Genomic DNA, 17,421 nt, shown 5'->3' with positions numbered 1-17,421 from the left:
AGTTGGTTATAGAATTGATTAAAAGAAATATGAAGGCAAAATTTTTAAGTGTTGTTTTAGTTCTGATATCTTTAAATATGTCAGCGCAGGACAAGAAAATGGTTGTAGTTAACACAGAAAAGGAACCCGTTGCTCTGGGTAAGTTTGAGCCAACATGGGAGTCGCTAAGTCAGTACAAAGCCCCTGAGTGGTTTCGCAATGCCAAGTTTGGTATCTGGGCGCACTGGGGTCCGCAATGTCAACCCGAGTTGGGCGACTGGTATGGTCGTTTTATGTACAACGAAGGAGGTTGGCAATATAACGCCCATGTTCAAAAATATGGGCATCCCTCAAAATTTGGATTCAAAGATGTGATCAACGAGTGGAAAGCCCAGAATTGGAATCCCGAAAAACTGGTGGCACTTTATAAACGTGTGGGTGCTCAGTATTTCTTTGCCATGGCCAACCACCACGACAACCTCGATTTGTGGAACAGCAAATACCAGGAATGGAATTCGGTGCGCGTTGGACCTAAAAAAGACATTGTAGCCGGTTGGGCTGCAGCGGCAAAAAAATACAAATTGCCTTTTGGTTTAAGTGTACATGCTTCACATACCTGGACATGGTTTGAAACTTCTCAACGCTCTGATACAGCAGGAGCCTTAAAAGGTGTGCCTTACGATGCTAAATTAACGAAAGCAGATGGCAAAGGTACCTGGTGGGAAGGACTTGATCCTCAAGAGCTTTATGAGCAAAACCATCCTATGAGCAATGGCAGCGAAAAAAACATTACCGCATTGTGGAGTCAGTGGGATTGGGATAACGGTGCAAGTACCCCCGATCAGAAATATTGCGATAAGTTTTACAACCGCACTATGGATTTGATTAACCTTTATCATCCTGATTTGCTTTATTTCGATGATTCTAAATTACCCCTTTACCCGGCTAGCGATGCAGGACTGAAAATTGCGGCGCACTACTACAATACCAATATGGCTCAACATAAAGGGAAGCTCGAAGCAGTTTTGTTTGGCAAGCAGTTGACCGAAGACCAAAAGAAATGTATGGTTTGGGATGTGGAGCGCGGTGCACCCGACAAACCGCAGGTGAACGCCTGGCAAACCTGTACCTGTATCGGCGATTGGCATTATAATAGGGGTATTTACGATAATGGCGGTTACAAATCGGCAGCTACGGTTATCCGGATGTTGATAGATATCGTAAGTAAAAACGGAAACCTGTTGCTCAATATTCCTGTTCGTGGCGATGGTACTATCGACGATAAGGAAGTGACTGTGCTCGAAGGTATTGCTGCATGGATGGAAGTAAACAAAGAGAGTATTTTCGATACTCGTCCGTGGAAAATTATTGGTGAAGGACCTTCGGTGGATGCGGTGAACAAGTTGGACGGTGCAGGTTTTAACGAAGGAAAACTGGCTTATACTGCAAAGGATGTTCGTTATGCCCAAAAGGGAAATGTGATTTATGCTACTGTAATGGGAGTTCCGGCTGAAGATATTTCGCTCAAATCGCTTGTGAAAAATCTTGGGAAACAAAAAATCAAGAAAATCGAACTGCTTGGCAGCAAGGAAAAGCTATCCTGGAAACAGAATTCAGATGTCCTTATCATTCAAAAACCAAAGAATATTCCCAACGATATAGCGGTTGTGTTTAAAATAGAACGGAAATAATAATCAAGGATGCTGTTTCCCTTTAGATGTGTTTTAAAAATAAAAAAGTTCTAACCGATGTTTTTAGATAATATTTTCAATATGAAATCACTGGTTTTGATATTGTGCTTTGCTCTCTCGTTCAGTTGCATGGCAAAGAATCAAAATACTCTTGTGCTGCCATCACTTTTTTCCCAACACATGGTGCTTCAGCAGAAGGAGGAAGTTGTTTTTTGGGGAAAAAGTAATTCCGAAGCAGAAATAACCATCAGGGGAAGCTGGGGAGAAACAGCAAAATCAAAAGCGGCAAAGGATGGCAAATGGACTTCCAAACTGAGAACACCTGGTGCTGGAGGTCCATATAAAATCGAGATATCCAATGCAGATACCACTATCCTGATTGACGATGTATTGATTGGAGAAGTCTGGCTTGCATCGGGTCAATCAAATATGGAAATGAGGCTTAAAGGTTGGCCTCCTGCTGATACGGTGCAGAATTCAAAAAATGAAATTGCTTCTGCATCTTATCAGGGAATCAGAATGTTTACAGTTGCTCAAGAACTTTCTGATACTCCTCTCAGTGATGTAAAGGCTGTGTGGAATGTATGTAATCCGCAAAATGCTCCGGACTTAAGTGCCACAGCTTATTTCTTTGCGAGGGAGGTTCACAAAAAACTTGGTGTGCCTGTAGGTGTTATCAACTCCTCTTGGGGAGGTACGCCGGCTGAGTCCTGGGTAAGCAATGCAGGTCTTTCAGGAATGGATGATTTTAAAGAACTTCTTAAAAAAATCAGCGTGTCTTCTCTGGAAAGAAAAAAGATCAATGAATGGATGAAGCAGTTGCCTGCGATTGATCTGAGTCTCACGGCCAATTCATCTGGAGTCAACTGGTCTCACCTTGACCTGAAAGATGCAGAAGCTGCGACAGAAAATTTCAATGACAGGTCATGGAAAACGATGCAACTTCCTTCTGCATTGGAACGAGGCGGAATTGGGGAGTTTGACGGAGTTGTATGGTTCAGGAAAGAGTTTGAAATTACAGATGAAAAACCTTCATCCTATAAGTTATCGCTGGGTCCAATTGACGACATGGATATGACTTATGTGAACGGAAAGCTGGTAGGGACGACTGTAAAGGATGGACTATGGCAGTCGGGACGTGTGTATGAAATACCCGAAGGTCTTCTAAAAAAAGGCAAGAATGTGATTTCTGTCAAAGTGATGGATACAGGAGGCGGAGGCGGAATTTGGGGAAAGAAAGAACAGCTTTTTCTCCAAAATTCTGAAGGTGGCAGGATTGAACTGGCGGGAGAGTGGAAATATCTTCCTTCTGCAGAATACAGAAATGGGAAACTCTATCTCTTTGGAATTGATCAATTTAAATTCCAGGAGAAACCTTTCTGCAGCATGGATCTTACACCAGGTACACCGACAGCATTATTTAACGCCATGATTGCGCCTTTGACCTCTTATAAGATAAAAGGTGTAATATGGTATCAGGGTGAAGCCAATGTAGGAAATGCAAAGCAATACGAAAGACTTTTCCCTGCTCTTATTACCGATTGGAGAAAGCAGTGGAATAGTGATGTTCCTTTTTATTTTGTACAGATCGCTCCCTGGGCTTACCAAAATGATTATCAGAAAGGAAAATCGCAAGAGCTGAGAGATGCGCAACGGAAAGCACTTTCTCTTCCAGGTACAGGAATGGTTGTTTCAATGGATATAGGAAACAATGCAAATATCCATCCGGCGAATAAACAGGATGTCGGGAAAAGGCTCGCTTTATGGGCATTTGCAAAAACGTATGGCCAAAAAAATACCTGTTCGGGTCCATTGTATGAAAAACATAGAGTAGAAGGGCAAAAAATTATTATAAGTTTCTCGAATACCGGAAGCGGATTGAAACAAAACGGGAAAATGCTGGATGGCTTTGAAATTGCAGGAGCAGATAAAGTATTTTATCCGGCAAAAGCTTTGATTAAGGATAAGAATGTGATGGCGTGGTCTGATAAAGTAAAAGCACCGGTTGCAGTAAGATATGCATGGTCTGATACGGCATCTGCCACTTTGTTTAACAAAGAAGGATTGCCTGCTTCTTCTTTTCAATCAGATTATTGATTGAAAAATGTATTTTTTTAAATTGAATTGTAAATAAACCATGAAAAAAAAGTATTGTAATTGGAACTCAAAGCGAATAATTTTGCTTTTAATTCTCACTGCCTTTTTAGCTCAAAGAAATATTGCACAAGAAAAAACATTTGGTTATGTGAAAATTGGCGGTGGCGGTTATGTATGCTCTGTAATCGAGAGTTTATCTGAACAAAATGTGTTTTATGCAAAAAGCGATGTGGGTGGTATTTACAAGTGGAATGAAACCACTAAAGACTGGACGCCTCTCTTTGCATGGGTTTCGCCCGATGAAACAACCTATATGGGAACTGAGGCTTTTGTCATTGATCCAGGCTCTCCCAATAAACTCTTCGCCATGGCAGGGACAAACTATTGGAACAATGGAAAAAGTGCTTTGTTGCGTTCGTTCGACTACGGAAAAACCTGGGAGGTTTATGAAACCACATCCAAGTTCAAGGTGGATGGAAATGGTTTGGATCGTCAAAAAGGAGAAACCTTAGCCATTGACCCTGCAAATGGAAATATACTTTATTTCGGCACACGCAATTCAAATGGCTTGTTTAAAAGTACCGATGCGGGTAAAACCTGGAATAAAGTAACCACTTTCCCCGATAGTATCGGCACTGCTGCCTCATTTAGTTTTGTTCTGTTCGATAAAGATTCGGCAACCCCAGAGGGTTGCTCGACTATCATCGTGGGTAATCATAAAACGGGAAACAACCTTTTTATCAGCGAAGATTTTGGAGCTACATGGACATCGATTGGCGGATTTAGCAAGGCAAAACCTCAACGTTGCGTATTATCGCCTAACGATAGAAATTTGTATGTAACCTATGCCAATGGTGATTCCGCCGATGGATATGGTGGGGTTTACAAATATAACATGACCACCAAACAATGGACAAATATTTCACCTGCAACCAATAGGGGATACAGCGGAATCAGTTTAATATTAAATGATCCACAGAAAATAACCTGTTCAACCTATAATTTCTGGGGCTCACAGCAACCATGGGGTTGGGGCGACGAGATTTATTACAGTGCAACCGGAGGTTCTACAGGTTTGTGGGTACGAAAAAATTCAAGTACTGGTAGCACAATGCTCACGAATGGCATTAATTGGATGCAGAACCACTCGATGCATTGGGTAGGTTGTGTTACCATGAGCAACACCAAGCCGGGCGTAGTATATGCGGTATCCGGAAATGGAGTGTTTATGACTGATAATATTATGGCTTCGAAACCTGCATGGAAAGTAGTTTCGCATGGTTTGGAAGAAACAGTGCCGTGTTTTCAGGGAATGCTTAGTATTCCTAACGGTCCGCTCATCACAGCCATTGGCGATGTAAACGGTTTCGTTCATACAGATATCGACCAATATCCAACAGCAAGTATTACACAGTCGGTGAGTATGGCTTATGCTCCGCAAAATACCAGCACAATTGTACGGTCGGTAAATAAACAAAAAGAATTGAGCCCCGGTCAATTTGAGTATTGGAATGTTGTTGCTTTAAGTGAAAATAACGGTAGCACATGGACTGAATTACCGGTATTGCCTGTTAAAATTGCAGGTGGTAAGGCCTCTATATCAGCTGATGGAAAAATAATTTTGTGGCAAGCAAATAACACTGCAACAGGCAATGTCCTGTATTGGACTGACAACAAAGGGGTGACATGGAATAAAACTGCCACAATGCCTGCCAATGCCGTTCCGGTGCCCGATGGCGTTGATCCGTTGAAATTTTATTTGTACAACACTACAGGTAAAATTTACCGAAGCGATGATGGTGCTAAAACGTTTAACCCGATTTCGAATGTGGGAAGTGCAGGCGGTTCGAGTGTGCTCAAAACCATTCCAGGAAAAGCCGGCCATGTATGGATAAATAATAACGGAAAAATAAGATACAGCACCAATGAAGGGGTAACGTTTACAACCTGTAATAATTACTCCTGTGCCGCATTTTCGCTCGGAAAAGAAGCTCCAGGGAACGATTATCCGACTGTTTATATTTGGGGAAAATCATTAGGTTCTTCGCCAGAGGGAATGTGTCGTTCGGTAGATATGGGGAAAACGTGGATTAGAGCCAATGATGATGAACATGAATGGGGTCATTTAGCCAATGCCGGTAATATTGAAGCAGATCAAAATGTTTACGGGAGAGTGTATAAAAGTACGGCAGGAATGGGAATTCCTTGGATGGGCATAAATACAGGAACCGGAGTTTCTGCGAATTATGCTGATAAAAATTCAATCATTGGGCCTAATCCGTTTGAGAATAGCATAACCCTTCGCGCAAATGGTGTAAATATCAAATCTATCGATATTTATAATCTTCAGGGAATGCAAATACAACATATTGAAACCGATATGTATGCGAATGAAAGTATTGATTTTGGTGATGATCTTATATCGGGTGTTTATTTGGTAAATGTACGTGATACAAAATGCTCTCAACAATACAAGATTATCAAACAGTAATGAGCAATATTGTTCGCGGATATTATTGTAGGTAAAATAATAAATTCAAAGATATTTATGAAAAACAGAGTTGTTCCGATTGCAAAACTTGTAATTGCTTTAGTGTTAATGACATTCAGTTCCAGCAGAGTAATCTCTCAAACCGTTTCAGTTTCGTCGCCAAATAAGAAAATCAGTGTAGCACTGTATTGCCAGCAAAACAAAACGACTGGGAGTTGGCATTTGCAGGTAAATTACGCAAATAGTGGCAAAGTTTCGGAAGTCATTCCGGCTATCGGTTTGGGCCTTTCGCGTAGTGATCAGGATTTTTCCTCTGAATTGAAATTTCTGAAAGCCGGTAAAGCCGTTTCGGTAAACGAACAATACACCGATGTTCACGGAAAACGCAGCCGGTGCAGTAACGCAGCCAACGAAATGGTGGTGGCTTTCGAAAATCCTTCCAAAGCCAAATTAAACCTGATTATCCGTGCGTATAATGACGGAATCGCTTTTCGGTACGAGTTCCCTGAGAAAGAAGGGAAATTTGTGATGAAAGATGAATTGACCGCCTATTCCATTCCGGATAGTACACAACGTTGGCTCGAAAAGTTTAATACAGCCAATGAAGGTTTGTACAGCACAATGAATAATGGTCACGAACAAACGGATTGGGGCTATCCAGCATTATTTAATACTGCGGATAAATCATGTTGGTATTTGATTCATGAGGCGGATGTAGACCGTTCGTATTGCGGTACTAAATTGACCAACTACGGGGATAAAACCAAATACAAGCTCACTTTCCCCGACCAATGGAACGGACGTGGAAAAGGGGAATCTAAGCCGACAATCACGCTTCCTTGGAAATCGCCGTGGCGCGTAGTGGTTGTGGGAAATTTGGCTGATATTGTTGAATCGACGCTTGTTAATGATGTGTCAACGCCTTCGAAACTGACTACTACCGACTGGGTAAAACCCGGTAAAGCCTCGTGGAACTACTGGTCGGACAACCACGGAACAAAAGACTATAAAGTGGTATGCGATTTTGCTGACCTTGCTGCTTCCATGAACTGGCCCTATACGCTGCTCGACTGGGAGTGGGATGCCATGGGCAATGGCGGTAATCTTGAAGATGCTGTTAAATATATCTATTCAAAAGGATTGAAACCGCTCATTTGGTACAACTCGGGTGGAGACCATAACTGGGTTTCAGCAACTCCAAGGGATCGTATGCTCACCCACGAGAACAGGGTGGAAGAATTCACCAAACTGAATAAGTTGGGAATCGTAGGCGTTAAGATTGATTTCTTCGAAAGTGAAAAGCAGGATATGATCAAGTATTATCTTGATATTTTGGATGATGCAGCTAAGTTCAAGATAATGGTTTATTTTCACGGTTGCCTGGTGCCACGCGGCTGGCAACGCACTTACCCGAACCTGATGACCTACGAGGGAGTTCGTGGTGCTGAGTGGTACAACAATGGGCCGGAATTTACCCCAGCTGCTCCTGCGCACAACGCTACACTGCCGTTTACGCGCAACGTGATTGGTTCGATGGACTATACGCCCGTCACTTTCACCAATTCTCAATATCCGCATATCACTTCGTATGGGCATGAGCTTGCTTTAAGTGTGGTGTTCGAATCGGGCTTCCAGCATCTGGCTGACCGTCCCGAAGGATATTATGCTTTGCCCGATGCGGCAAAAACTTTCCTAAAGGATGTTCCAAATACCTGGGATAACACCAAACTGCTCGATGGCTATCCCGGTCAGGACATTATCATGGCCAGACAAAAAGGCGATAAATGGTATATTGGCGGAATAAACGGCGAAAATAGCGAAAAAACCAAAACATTGAAATTCGATTTTTTACCGGATAATTCAAGCTATAAGCTCACATTAATCGCTGATGGCAACCATGATAAGGATTTCAAGGTGCAATACATGGTTGTAAATAAATCGAGTTCAGTTGATGTGAAATTGCTTCGCAGAGGTGGATTTGTTGCATCCTTGGTATCGGAAAATTGACAATTTGGAAACTTATGTTTATTGAAACTATAGACTATTCAAGAATGAAACACAAACTTACAGTCCTTTGGGCTCTGTTCATGGCAGTTGCAATTAGTGTTGCAAATGCACAAACAACCAAAAAATACCATCAATGGGCTCCCACACCACCGCTTGGCTGGAACAGTTGGGATTGCTTTGGAACAACAGTTACCGAACAGCAAATAAAAGAACAGGCCGATGCCATGGTAAAATACCTTTTACCCAGCGGATACAAATATCTCACAGTGGATATTCAGTGGTACGAGCCCGAAGCTAAAGGACATGCTTATGATCCTAACGCTACGCTCACGATGGATGAGTACGGTCGCTTAACGCCCGGTCTGAAAAAATTCCCTTCGGCAGCCGACGCCAAAGGGTTCAAACAACTGGCGGACTATGTGCACTCTAAAGGACTGAAATTCGGCATTCATATCATGCGTGGAATTCCCCGTCAGGCTGTTGAGAAGAATACTCCTGTGCTTGGTACAAATGCCAAGGCTCAGGATATTGCCATTAAAAGCTCTACCTGCGCTTGGAACCCTGATATGTATGGCGTAGATGCTACCAAACCGGAAGGTCAGGCTTACTACAACTCTATTGTGCAGATGTATGCCGACTGGGGAGTGGATTTTATCAAATGCGACGATATTTCGCGTCCTTACGACAATGTGCAACAGGCCGAGATTGAGGCTCTTCGTAAGGCGATTGATAAAACTGGTCGCCCGATCATTTTGAGCTTGTCGCCGGGTGCAACGCCGGTTAAGATGGGCGAACATGTTATGAATCATGCCAATATGTGGCGAATCACCGACGATTTTTGGGATCGTTGGGAATTGTTGCAAGCCATGTTTGAGCGTCTGGATGTGTGGACGCCATTTCGTGGGCCGGGTCATTTCCCCGATGCCGATATGCTTCCCATTGGGATTGTAGAATTCAAACGCCCTACCAATTTCACCAAAAATGAACAATATACGCTGATGAGCCTTTGGGCTATCGGGCGTTCGCCGCTTATTCTTGGAGGAGACATGACCAAGCTCGACGATTTCACGAAAGAGATACTCACCAACCCTGAAATGCTCAAGGTAAACCAGCACAGCATAAACAACCGTCAGGTGTCGCGCAATAAAAATCTGATTGTGTGGACGGCCGATGTGCCTAACAGTAAAGACAAATATGTGGCTCTTTTCAATGCGCAAAGCAAGGGTGAGAATGTTGATTTCAACAATGCCAATCAGGCCAATGTAAAAGTAAACTTTGAAGCCATTGGTATAAAAGGCAAAGCCAAAGTGCGCGATTTGTGGAGTCACAAAGACCTTGGAATTTTTAATGGAAGTTTCGGGCGCGAATTACCACAACACGGAGCCGGACTTTATCGGATAAGTCCGGTGCGTTAATGTCAGGCAAAATGAGTAGATCTTCTTGTGGAATTTTAAATTGAGATACATTAATTGTAATGAAACCATATCTAATTACCCTTACAGTCTTATTATCAATCTTCAAAATTGAAGCCCAAACAGTAAACGATTGGGAAAATCCGGCCGTTAATGGCATAAACAAAGAAAAACCGCACGCCTACACTTTTTTGGCGGAAGAAAAGCGTAATAATCCGGCTATTCAGTCGCTCAATGGCCTCTGGAAATTCCACTGGTCGGCTAATCCGCAAGCCCGGCCGCAGGACTTTTATGCCGCAGGTTTTTCGGCCGAAAAGTGGGACAATATTCTGGTGCCCGGCAATTGGGAACTTCAGGGATTTGGAACGCCTATCTACACCAATGTTGCTTATCCGTTTAAAAAGGACTTCCCAAGAGTAATGGGCGAGCCAGATAAGAGTTTCACCACCTACAAAGAACGGAATCCGGTAGGCAGCTACCTGACAAGCTTTGTAATTCCTTCCAACTGGACTGATAAACAAGTGTTTCTGAACTTCGGTGGCGTGCAATCAGCCATGTATGTGTGGGTGAATGGTCAGAAAGTAGGTTATAGCGAAAACTCGATGTCGCCAGCTGAGTTTGACATCACCTCTTACATTCATAAAGGAGAAAATAAACTGGCGGTAGAAGTATATAAATATTGTGACGGCAGCTATCTCGAAGATCAGGATATGTGGCGACTGGGTGGAATTTTCAGGGATGTGGATTTAATTGCCCGCCCGAAAACCTATATCAGCGACTTTTTTGTGAAGGCAGAGCCGGATAAATCTTTTAAGAATGCCAATATCTCGGTTGATGTGAAACTTGAGAATCGTTCAACCGTAAAAAGCTCAGGTTTGCATATCGATGCCGAAATAACAGGTTTTACAAAATCAGGTGAAACGGTGGATATGAATTTTTCACAAAAAATCCCCGCTGTTTTAAACGGAAAAATCCTTTCGGTGGATTTGAAGTCGATGATAAACGATGCAAAACTATGGTCAGCCGAAACGCCTGATTTATACAATCTTGTACTGAAATTAAAAAACAAAAAGAATGAAATTGTAGATAAAGCCGAATGCAATTTTGGCGTTAGAAAGATTGAAGTTCGGGGTGAAGTATTTTATATAAATGGCAAAGCGGTGAAACTGAAAGGAGTCAACCGTCATGAGCAACATCCACGCACCGGCAAACACATGCCAAGGGGCACGATGATAAAAGATATGGAGTTGATGAAACAAGCTAATATCAACTGGATTCGTACTTCGCATTATCCCAACGACCCGCTGTTTTATGAGCTTTGCGACAAATACGGATTTTATATCATGGACGAAGCCAATCAGGAAGCCCACGATTATGGTTTGAGTAATAACGTGTCTGGCGATGACCCGCAATGGAAAAAAATGCATGTGGAACGTGCGGTTTCGTTGGTGGAAAGAGATAAAAATCATGCTTGCGTCATTTTTTGGTCGTTGGGCAATGAAGGTGGAAAAGGCCGCAATATGAAGGCCATGGCCGATACAATCAAAAAACTTGACCCAACACGTTTGGTCTTTTCCGATACACACCGCGAGATTTCAGACCTGTACGACGACAGTTACCTGCATCCGGCCGATTTTAAAAAATTAGCAGAGAAGATTAATGATAAACCGGTTGTGATGCGCGAATATGCCCACGTGATGGGAAGTTCGGGCGGAAATCTTCAGGAGTATTGGGATGTGATATATGCCGATTCAAGCATTGCAGGAGCTGCCATTTGGGAATGGAACGAAAATGGATTGTCTAAGCCCAAGGATGGTTCTTCGCTTAAACTTACGCTGCACCCCGATGATTGTTCGTTGAAAGAAAACGAATTCTGGGCGTATGGAGGCGATTTTGGCGACACACCCAACGATGGCAATTTCTGTATAAGAGGTCTGGTTACGACCGACAGAAAACCAAACCCACATTATTACGAGGTGCAAAAAGTGTATCAACCGGTTGTATTCCAGTTGGTAAACGATAGAACTGCAAGTGTTCGGGTTACCAATCATTTTGATTTCCAACCCTTGCAAAATTTTGATTTTGAATACGAATATACTTCCAACGGCAAATCGATTCAACGGGGTACATTCCGATGCGACGACATATTGCCGGGTGCATCAGCCGTTGTCAATCTTCCCGTGCCTCAGTTGGCCGATACGGTTTCGTCTGATATCTGTCTGAATATCTACGTCAGACTAAAAAATGCGACACTTTGGGCCGAAACAGGGTATTGTATTGCCCGCGAGCAGTTTGTGGTGAAGCCGTTTGCATGGAAAAGAATCGTTCCTGCCGGGAAGACGGTTAATGTGACTGAGACTACCTCACAAATTCAACTTAAAACAGAAACCATGACCTTTACTTTGGATAAAAAGAATGGTTCGCTGACAAGCTGGAAGGTGAACCAGCAGGAAATACTGAAAGGTCAACTGGAACCGTATTTCTGGAAAACACCTAACGACAACCAAAAGCATAGTGGCTATGTACAAGAATTTGCGAAATGGAGAAATGCAGCCGAAAACCGGGTGGTGAACAAAGTAGAACTGTCCAAACAGGATAATTCGGTATTGGTAAAATTCGAAATGAATTTGCCGGCTATCGGTGCAAATTATACATTGAGTTACCAACTGAACGGGCTTGGACAATTGCAGGTTGAAGCTGCTTATCAGCCTCTGAACGATACCATTACGCTGATGCCTAAATTTGGAATGAGGATTCGTGTTGCAGATAATTATAACACCATTGGCTGGTATGGACGTGGTTTTTACGAAAATTACCCCGACCGTAAAACGGCCACGTTCATTGGACTTTATCGGGCAAAACTGGATGATTTCATGACGCATTATGCAGCGCCCCAGGATAATGGCAACCGCTGTGATGTGCGTTGGTTTACGCTGAGTTCGCAAAACAATGCGGCTGTGAAGGTGACCGGCTTGCAGCCGCTTTGCTTCCGGGCTTGGTCTTACACAGAGGAAGATCTGGAGCCTGCCCGCCACGACTACGAATTGCCAAAACGAGACTTTATCAACCTGAATATCGATTTGAATATTCATGGCGTGGGTGGCGATGATTCGTGGGGTGCAAAAACAATGGATAAATACACCATTCCGGGGAACAAATCTTATAAATACGGTTTTGTGCTGGAATATGCCGGAAAATAATAGCTGATGAAAAATGATTAATGAAAACCAATACAAAATACATTCAATGAAAACCAGTAAAAAATACATTAAGGCACTTATGCTAACGGGTTTGCTCCTGTTAAGTGCAAATTCATTCTCACGCAACCCGAATTTTCATATTTATATCTGTTTCGGGCAGTCGAATATGGAAGGTCAGGGAGCTATCGAAGCTCAGGACAAAACGGTAGATAGCCGTTTTAAAGTTCTTCAATCCTTGGATTGTACAGGCCGGAATAAGGGTACGTGGTATACGGCTCTTCCTCCATTGTGTCAGTGTACCTCAGGCCTTTCGCCTGCCGATTATTTCGGAAGAACCATGGTGAAATACCTTCCGGACAGTATTACCGTAGGGGTTATCAATGTGTCAATTGGCGGGTGCGACATCAGGATGTTTGATAAAGATCTTTACCAGAGTTATCTCAATCCAACTGATGCTACCTTTTCAGCTAAAGTTCAGGCATATGGAGGAAATCCGCTTAAACATCTGATGGATTTGGCCAAACAAGCACAACAAGATGGGGTAATAAAAGGTATTCTATTGCATCAGGGAGAGGCTAATACCGGTAATACAAACTGGCCATTGTATGTAAAGAAAGTATATAACGATATGTTGGCTGAACTTTCATTGAGTGCCGATACGGTACCGCTTTTATCAGGTGAGGTATTGTATACCGGGATGTTCTTACACATGAATCCCATCATCAGGCAACTTCCTAATGTCGTTCCTACGGCACATATAATTTCTTCCGAAGGATTGACCGGAGATTGGGGACACTTTACCTCCGATGGTTACCGAAAACTTGGCATAAGATACGCTGCAAAAATGCTATCGTTAATGGGGGTTGGAGCTAAGGTTTTTGAGCCGGAGAACTATTATTATGAACCTGAATGTTCGAAATTGGGTGCTAACTGGAATATAGTTACTGATAAAACCGCTTCTAATAACAATTATGTGACGATTAAGTCTGGAATGAACAACACTACCGCGGCATCAACGGATAGTGCAAATGCAATTTATTTTGATTTTACTGCCAAAACGGACACCACTTTTTATGTTTATGCGCGGGTGTATTGCGCTACATTAAAATCGGATTCATACTGGTTTAAAATGGATGATGGCTCATTTGAATATGTAAATGGTTTGCCAAAAGGTGCGTGGACATGGGTGAAGGTGAAAACCTATAATCTTAAAGCCGGACATCATACTTTGGCTATTACCAACGGCGAAGAGGGAGCCCGCCTTGACAAAATATATATTTCAAATGTTGACATTCTCCCCACAGGAATGGGAGATCAGGCTGTGAAAGCTTTTAATCCGGTAGTGTATAACGTACCAGGCAAAATTGAAGCAGAATCATATTCATACCAATTATGGGTACTTCCTACAGCTACTGCCGATATTGATGGTGTTTCGGATGTGACGAATATCGATACCGACGATTATATGGAATATCTGGTGAATGTGCCAACTGATACAGCTTATAAAGCAACCTTCCGTTATACTTCATCTGTTTCGAATGGGGCAGTAGCTGTATTGCTTGACGAGAAGCCAGTTGGCTCAATATCTTTACCTGGTACGGGCGGTTTATATAAATCGGGTTCAACGGACATCCCTTTAAAGGCAGGAAGACATACCCTTAAATTGGTTGCAACCTCGGGTGGGTTTCAATTGAATTGGATTAATTTTGAGAAAGTTAAGGCAACAGGAATAGAAAATGTTTTGGATAACGGACTAAGTATTTATCCAAATCCCACCAATGGTGAATTGAATATTAAGAGTGATATATTCGGAATTAGCAATGTGGCTATTTTTGATTGTTCCGGAAAACAAGTGTATAGCAGAAAATTTGATTTGACAAATCACCTCAATTTCAATCCAAAACTACAGAAAGGAGTCTATTTTTTAAAGCTAAATAATAATCAAACTCGTAACATTAAAATTGTTATTGACTAGGTGGAGGTCGCCTTAAATTCAGTACGGTCATAATTTGATATTGGTAATAATTCTGCGAAATTCAAGGAGGAGTTGAGTAAACAATATAAACTTGTACTGAATCATAAAAAGTCAAATAAGGAAAAATATCAAATATGAATTGGGAAAAAATCTCTATAGCTAAATTAATTCTATTGCTATTAATAATGGGTAGCACCATTCAGGCACAAACAAAAATTACGGTTGATGTAACCAAGCCGGGACATGCAATTTCGCCTGCATTATTTGGAATTTTCTTCGAAGATATTAATCTTTCTGCCGATGGCGGGTTGTATCCCGAAATGGTACAAAACCGTTCGTTTGAAGATGCTGATACGCTTCAAAACTGGAAGTTTAGTAGTATTCATGGCAAAAGTGTAGCGAAGATAAGCAATGCTGAAATTTATGCTAAACCGCCGGTTTCTCCATTAAACCCGTTTAACCGTAAGTCATTACTAATATCAGCAGCGGGTTCTTTCAAGTTGGAAAACGCCGGTTACTGGGGTATGAATATGGTTCAGGGCGAAAGTTATACGCTAAAGTTGGCAGCCCGTGCCATTGAAGGTTTTTCTTCACCGTTAAAAGTAAGAATTCTGGACGCAAAAGGAAAAGAAATATCCTCTGGTGAAATTAAAGGAATTACAGACAACTGGGCGTATTACACTGCAAATCTGAAAATAAGCTCAGGCGATCCCAAGGCAAGTCTGGAAATTTCAGGTGAAGGCAACGGAAAACTGTTTCTGGACATGGTTTCACTGCTGCCTGATAAAACATGGAAAAATCATGGCTTACGCACCGACCTTGCTGAAGCATTAGATGCTATTCACTCCAAATTTTTGCGCTTTCCGGGCGGCTGTTGGGTGGAAGGGAATGAAATGAAACAAATGAACCACTGGAAAAATACCATCGGCAATATTGATACACGTTCTCCGCTTTGGAATTTTTGGGGTTACAACGCTACTAACGGACTTGGTTTCCACGAATACCTTCAACTGGCAGAGGATTTGGGAGCTGAACCTCTATACTGCATCAATGTGGGTATGTCGCACAGCGAAGTAATTCCGCTTGACCAAATGGGACAATGGGTGCAGGATGCCCTGGATGCAATCGAATATGCCAACGGCCCGATAACTTCGGTTTGGGGTGGGATAAGAGCCAAAAACGGACATCCTGAACCATTCAACCTGAAATATATGGAAATTGGAAACGAAAACGGAGGAACTCCATATAATGAACGTTGGCCGTTGTTTGTAAAAGCAATTTTGGCAAAATATCCGTACATGAAACTCATTGCCAACGAATGGGCCGGCGGCCATCCCAATGAGCCGAAACCTGATTTGATTGATGAGCACTATTATAACAATCCCGATTGGTTTATCTGGAACTCAAACAAATACGATGGTTACAACCGCAACGGTTCTAAAATTTTCATTGGTGAGTATGCGGTAACATCAGGTACAGGAAACGGTAACCTTCGGGGGGCAATTGGCGAAGCGGCTTGGATGACCGGGATGGAACGAAATTCCGATATTGTGGAGATGGGGGCTTATGCACCATTATTATGTAATACAAATCACAAAGCCTGGCCAATCAATCTCATCAATTTCGATAGCTATCGTTGGTTCGGCTTGCCAAGCTATTATGTACAGCAAATGTTTTCCAATAATCAGGGGACCAATGTGTTGCCATTTGACGTGGAGAATAATCCGGCAATAGAAACAGCACAAAGCATGGGAGGTATAGGTTTTGGCACCTGGATGACCTCGGCTGAATTTAAAGATGTCGTAGTTACAGCTCCTGACGGAAAAATTCTGTTTAAACCTGATTTTGCAAAAGTTGACAATAACTGGAGACAAACCGGGAAAGGCCAATGGAGTGTAAAGGATGGAGTGCTCAAACAATCGGCAATAGAGCAGGGCGTAAGTGTTTTTATGGGCGATTCTACGTGGAAAGACTATACTGTCAACCTGAAGGCTCGTAAAATTTCGGGTGAGAACGGATTCCAGATATACTTCCACAATAGAAAAAATGATGACCATAACCGTTTCGAAGTAGGCGGTTGGAGTAATTCTGTTATGCACCTCGAAATGGGCATGGCAACAGCAGAAATGAAAGCTGAAGCTAAAACGGAACAATGGTACGATGTAAAAATTGAAATCAAAGGAAATGACGTGAGAGCATATCTTGACGGAAAGCTGGTGCAGGAAATTTCAGATAAAAACCTTGCTGTGAAAAGCCTGATTATGAGTGCCGTGAAAGACGAAAAGTCTGGCGATGTAATCGTTAAAGTTGTGAACGCGTCAGCCAAAGCAATAAAAACACAGATAGATTTGAAAGATGCCAAAACTTTTACCGGAAAAGGAAAAGCCATTGTGCTGACTTCGGCCAGTCCGCTTGACGAGAATACATTAGAAAACCCAAAGAAAGTGTATCCGAAAACAGATGATGTGAAATTGACGGGAGCTACCTGCAAGCGTAATTTCCCGGGAAATTCACTGACAGTAATTCGTTTCGGCACGAAAAAATAGTCTTTTTCTGAGTGTAAATTTAA

8 protein-coding genes are annotated in these 17,421 nt (G+C 42.4%); all 8 read left to right on the top strand.

The window, feature by feature from the left end; translation table 11 throughout:
- Nucleotides 1-29: 29 nt before the first annotated feature.
- The 8 genes from MLE17_RS13280 (at nucleotide 30) to MLE17_RS13245 (ending at nucleotide 17,398) form a co-directional block, all read left to right on the top strand.
- Complete coding sequence (locus tag MLE17_RS13280; protein ID WP_410795627.1) at nucleotides 30-1,670, top strand: alpha-L-fucosidase; 1,641 nt, start codon at nucleotides 30-32, stop codon at nucleotides 1,668-1,670.
- An 81-nt stretch (nucleotides 1,671-1,751) separates the two neighbouring features.
- Nucleotides 1,752-3,767 (top strand): sialate O-acetylesterase, encoded by a 2,016-nt coding sequence (locus MLE17_RS13275; protein WP_243349194.1) that lies wholly within the window; start codon nucleotides 1,752-1,754, stop codon nucleotides 3,765-3,767.
- Between the two features lie 82 nt (nucleotides 3,768-3,849).
- Complete coding sequence (locus tag MLE17_RS13270) at nucleotides 3,850-6,258, top strand: VPS10 domain-containing protein (protein ID WP_243349193.1); 2,409 nt, start codon at nucleotides 3,850-3,852, stop codon at nucleotides 6,256-6,258.
- Between the two features lie 57 nt (nucleotides 6,259-6,315).
- Nucleotides 6,316-8,265 carry a glycoside hydrolase family 97 protein gene (locus MLE17_RS13265; protein ID WP_243349192.1) on the top strand — a complete coding sequence of 650 codons (1,950 nt, stop codon included), beginning with the start codon at nucleotides 6,316-6,318 and terminating at the stop codon, nucleotides 8,263-8,265.
- 44 nt (nucleotides 8,266-8,309) lie between these two features.
- Nucleotides 8,310-9,680, top strand: coding sequence for a glycoside hydrolase family 27 protein (locus MLE17_RS13260; protein ID WP_243349191.1), 1,371 nt, complete (start codon nucleotides 8,310-8,312; stop codon nucleotides 9,678-9,680).
- Between the two features lie 59 nt (nucleotides 9,681-9,739).
- Complete coding sequence (locus tag MLE17_RS13255) at nucleotides 9,740-12,877, top strand: glycoside hydrolase family 2 TIM barrel-domain containing protein (RefSeq protein ID WP_243349190.1); 3,138 nt, start codon at nucleotides 9,740-9,742, stop codon at nucleotides 12,875-12,877.
- Nucleotides 12,878-12,923: 46 nt separating this feature from the next.
- Complete coding sequence (locus MLE17_RS13250) at nucleotides 12,924-14,852, top strand: sialate O-acetylesterase (protein WP_243349189.1); 1,929 nt, start codon at nucleotides 12,924-12,926, stop codon at nucleotides 14,850-14,852.
- A 134-nt stretch (nucleotides 14,853-14,986) separates the two neighbouring features.
- Nucleotides 14,987-17,398 carry an alpha-L-arabinofuranosidase C-terminal domain-containing protein gene (locus tag MLE17_RS13245; RefSeq protein ID WP_243349188.1) on the top strand — a complete coding sequence of 804 codons (2,412 nt, stop codon included), beginning with the start codon at nucleotides 14,987-14,989 and terminating at the stop codon, nucleotides 17,396-17,398.
- Nucleotides 17,399-17,421 lie beyond the last annotated feature (23 nt).

The organism is Parabacteroides sp. FAFU027 (genome assembly GCF_022808675.1).
Classification (GTDB): Bacteria; Bacteroidota; Bacteroidia; order Bacteroidales; family UBA7332; genus CAXXIC01.
Note: the sequence above shows the minus strand (reverse complement) of the source record. Positions and strands in the feature narration are given on the sequence as shown.

Bases quoted from the DNA above. Each gene is read 5' to 3' on its own strand.
- MLE17_RS13280 (WP_410795627.1), top strand. From the start codon at position 30: ATGAAGGCAAAATTTTTAAGTGTTGTTTTAGTTCTGATATCTTTAAAT.
- MLE17_RS13275 (WP_243349194.1), top strand. From the start codon at position 1,752: ATGAAATCACTGGTTTTGATATTGTGCTTTGCTCTCTCGTTCAGTTGC.
- MLE17_RS13265 (WP_243349192.1), top strand. From the start codon at position 6,316: ATGAAAAACAGAGTTGTTCCGATTGCAAAACTTGTAATTGCTTTAGTG.
- MLE17_RS13260 (WP_243349191.1), top strand. From the start codon at position 8,310: ATGAAACACAAACTTACAGTCCTTTGGGCTCTGTTCATGGCAGTTGCA.
- MLE17_RS13255 (WP_243349190.1), top strand. From the start codon at position 9,740: ATGAAACCATATCTAATTACCCTTACAGTCTTATTATCAATCTTCAAA.
- MLE17_RS13250 (WP_243349189.1), top strand. From the start codon at position 12,924: ATGAAAACCAGTAAAAAATACATTAAGGCACTTATGCTAACGGGTTTG.
- MLE17_RS13245 (WP_243349188.1), top strand. From the start codon at position 14,987: ATGAATTGGGAAAAAATCTCTATAGCTAAATTAATTCTATTGCTATTA.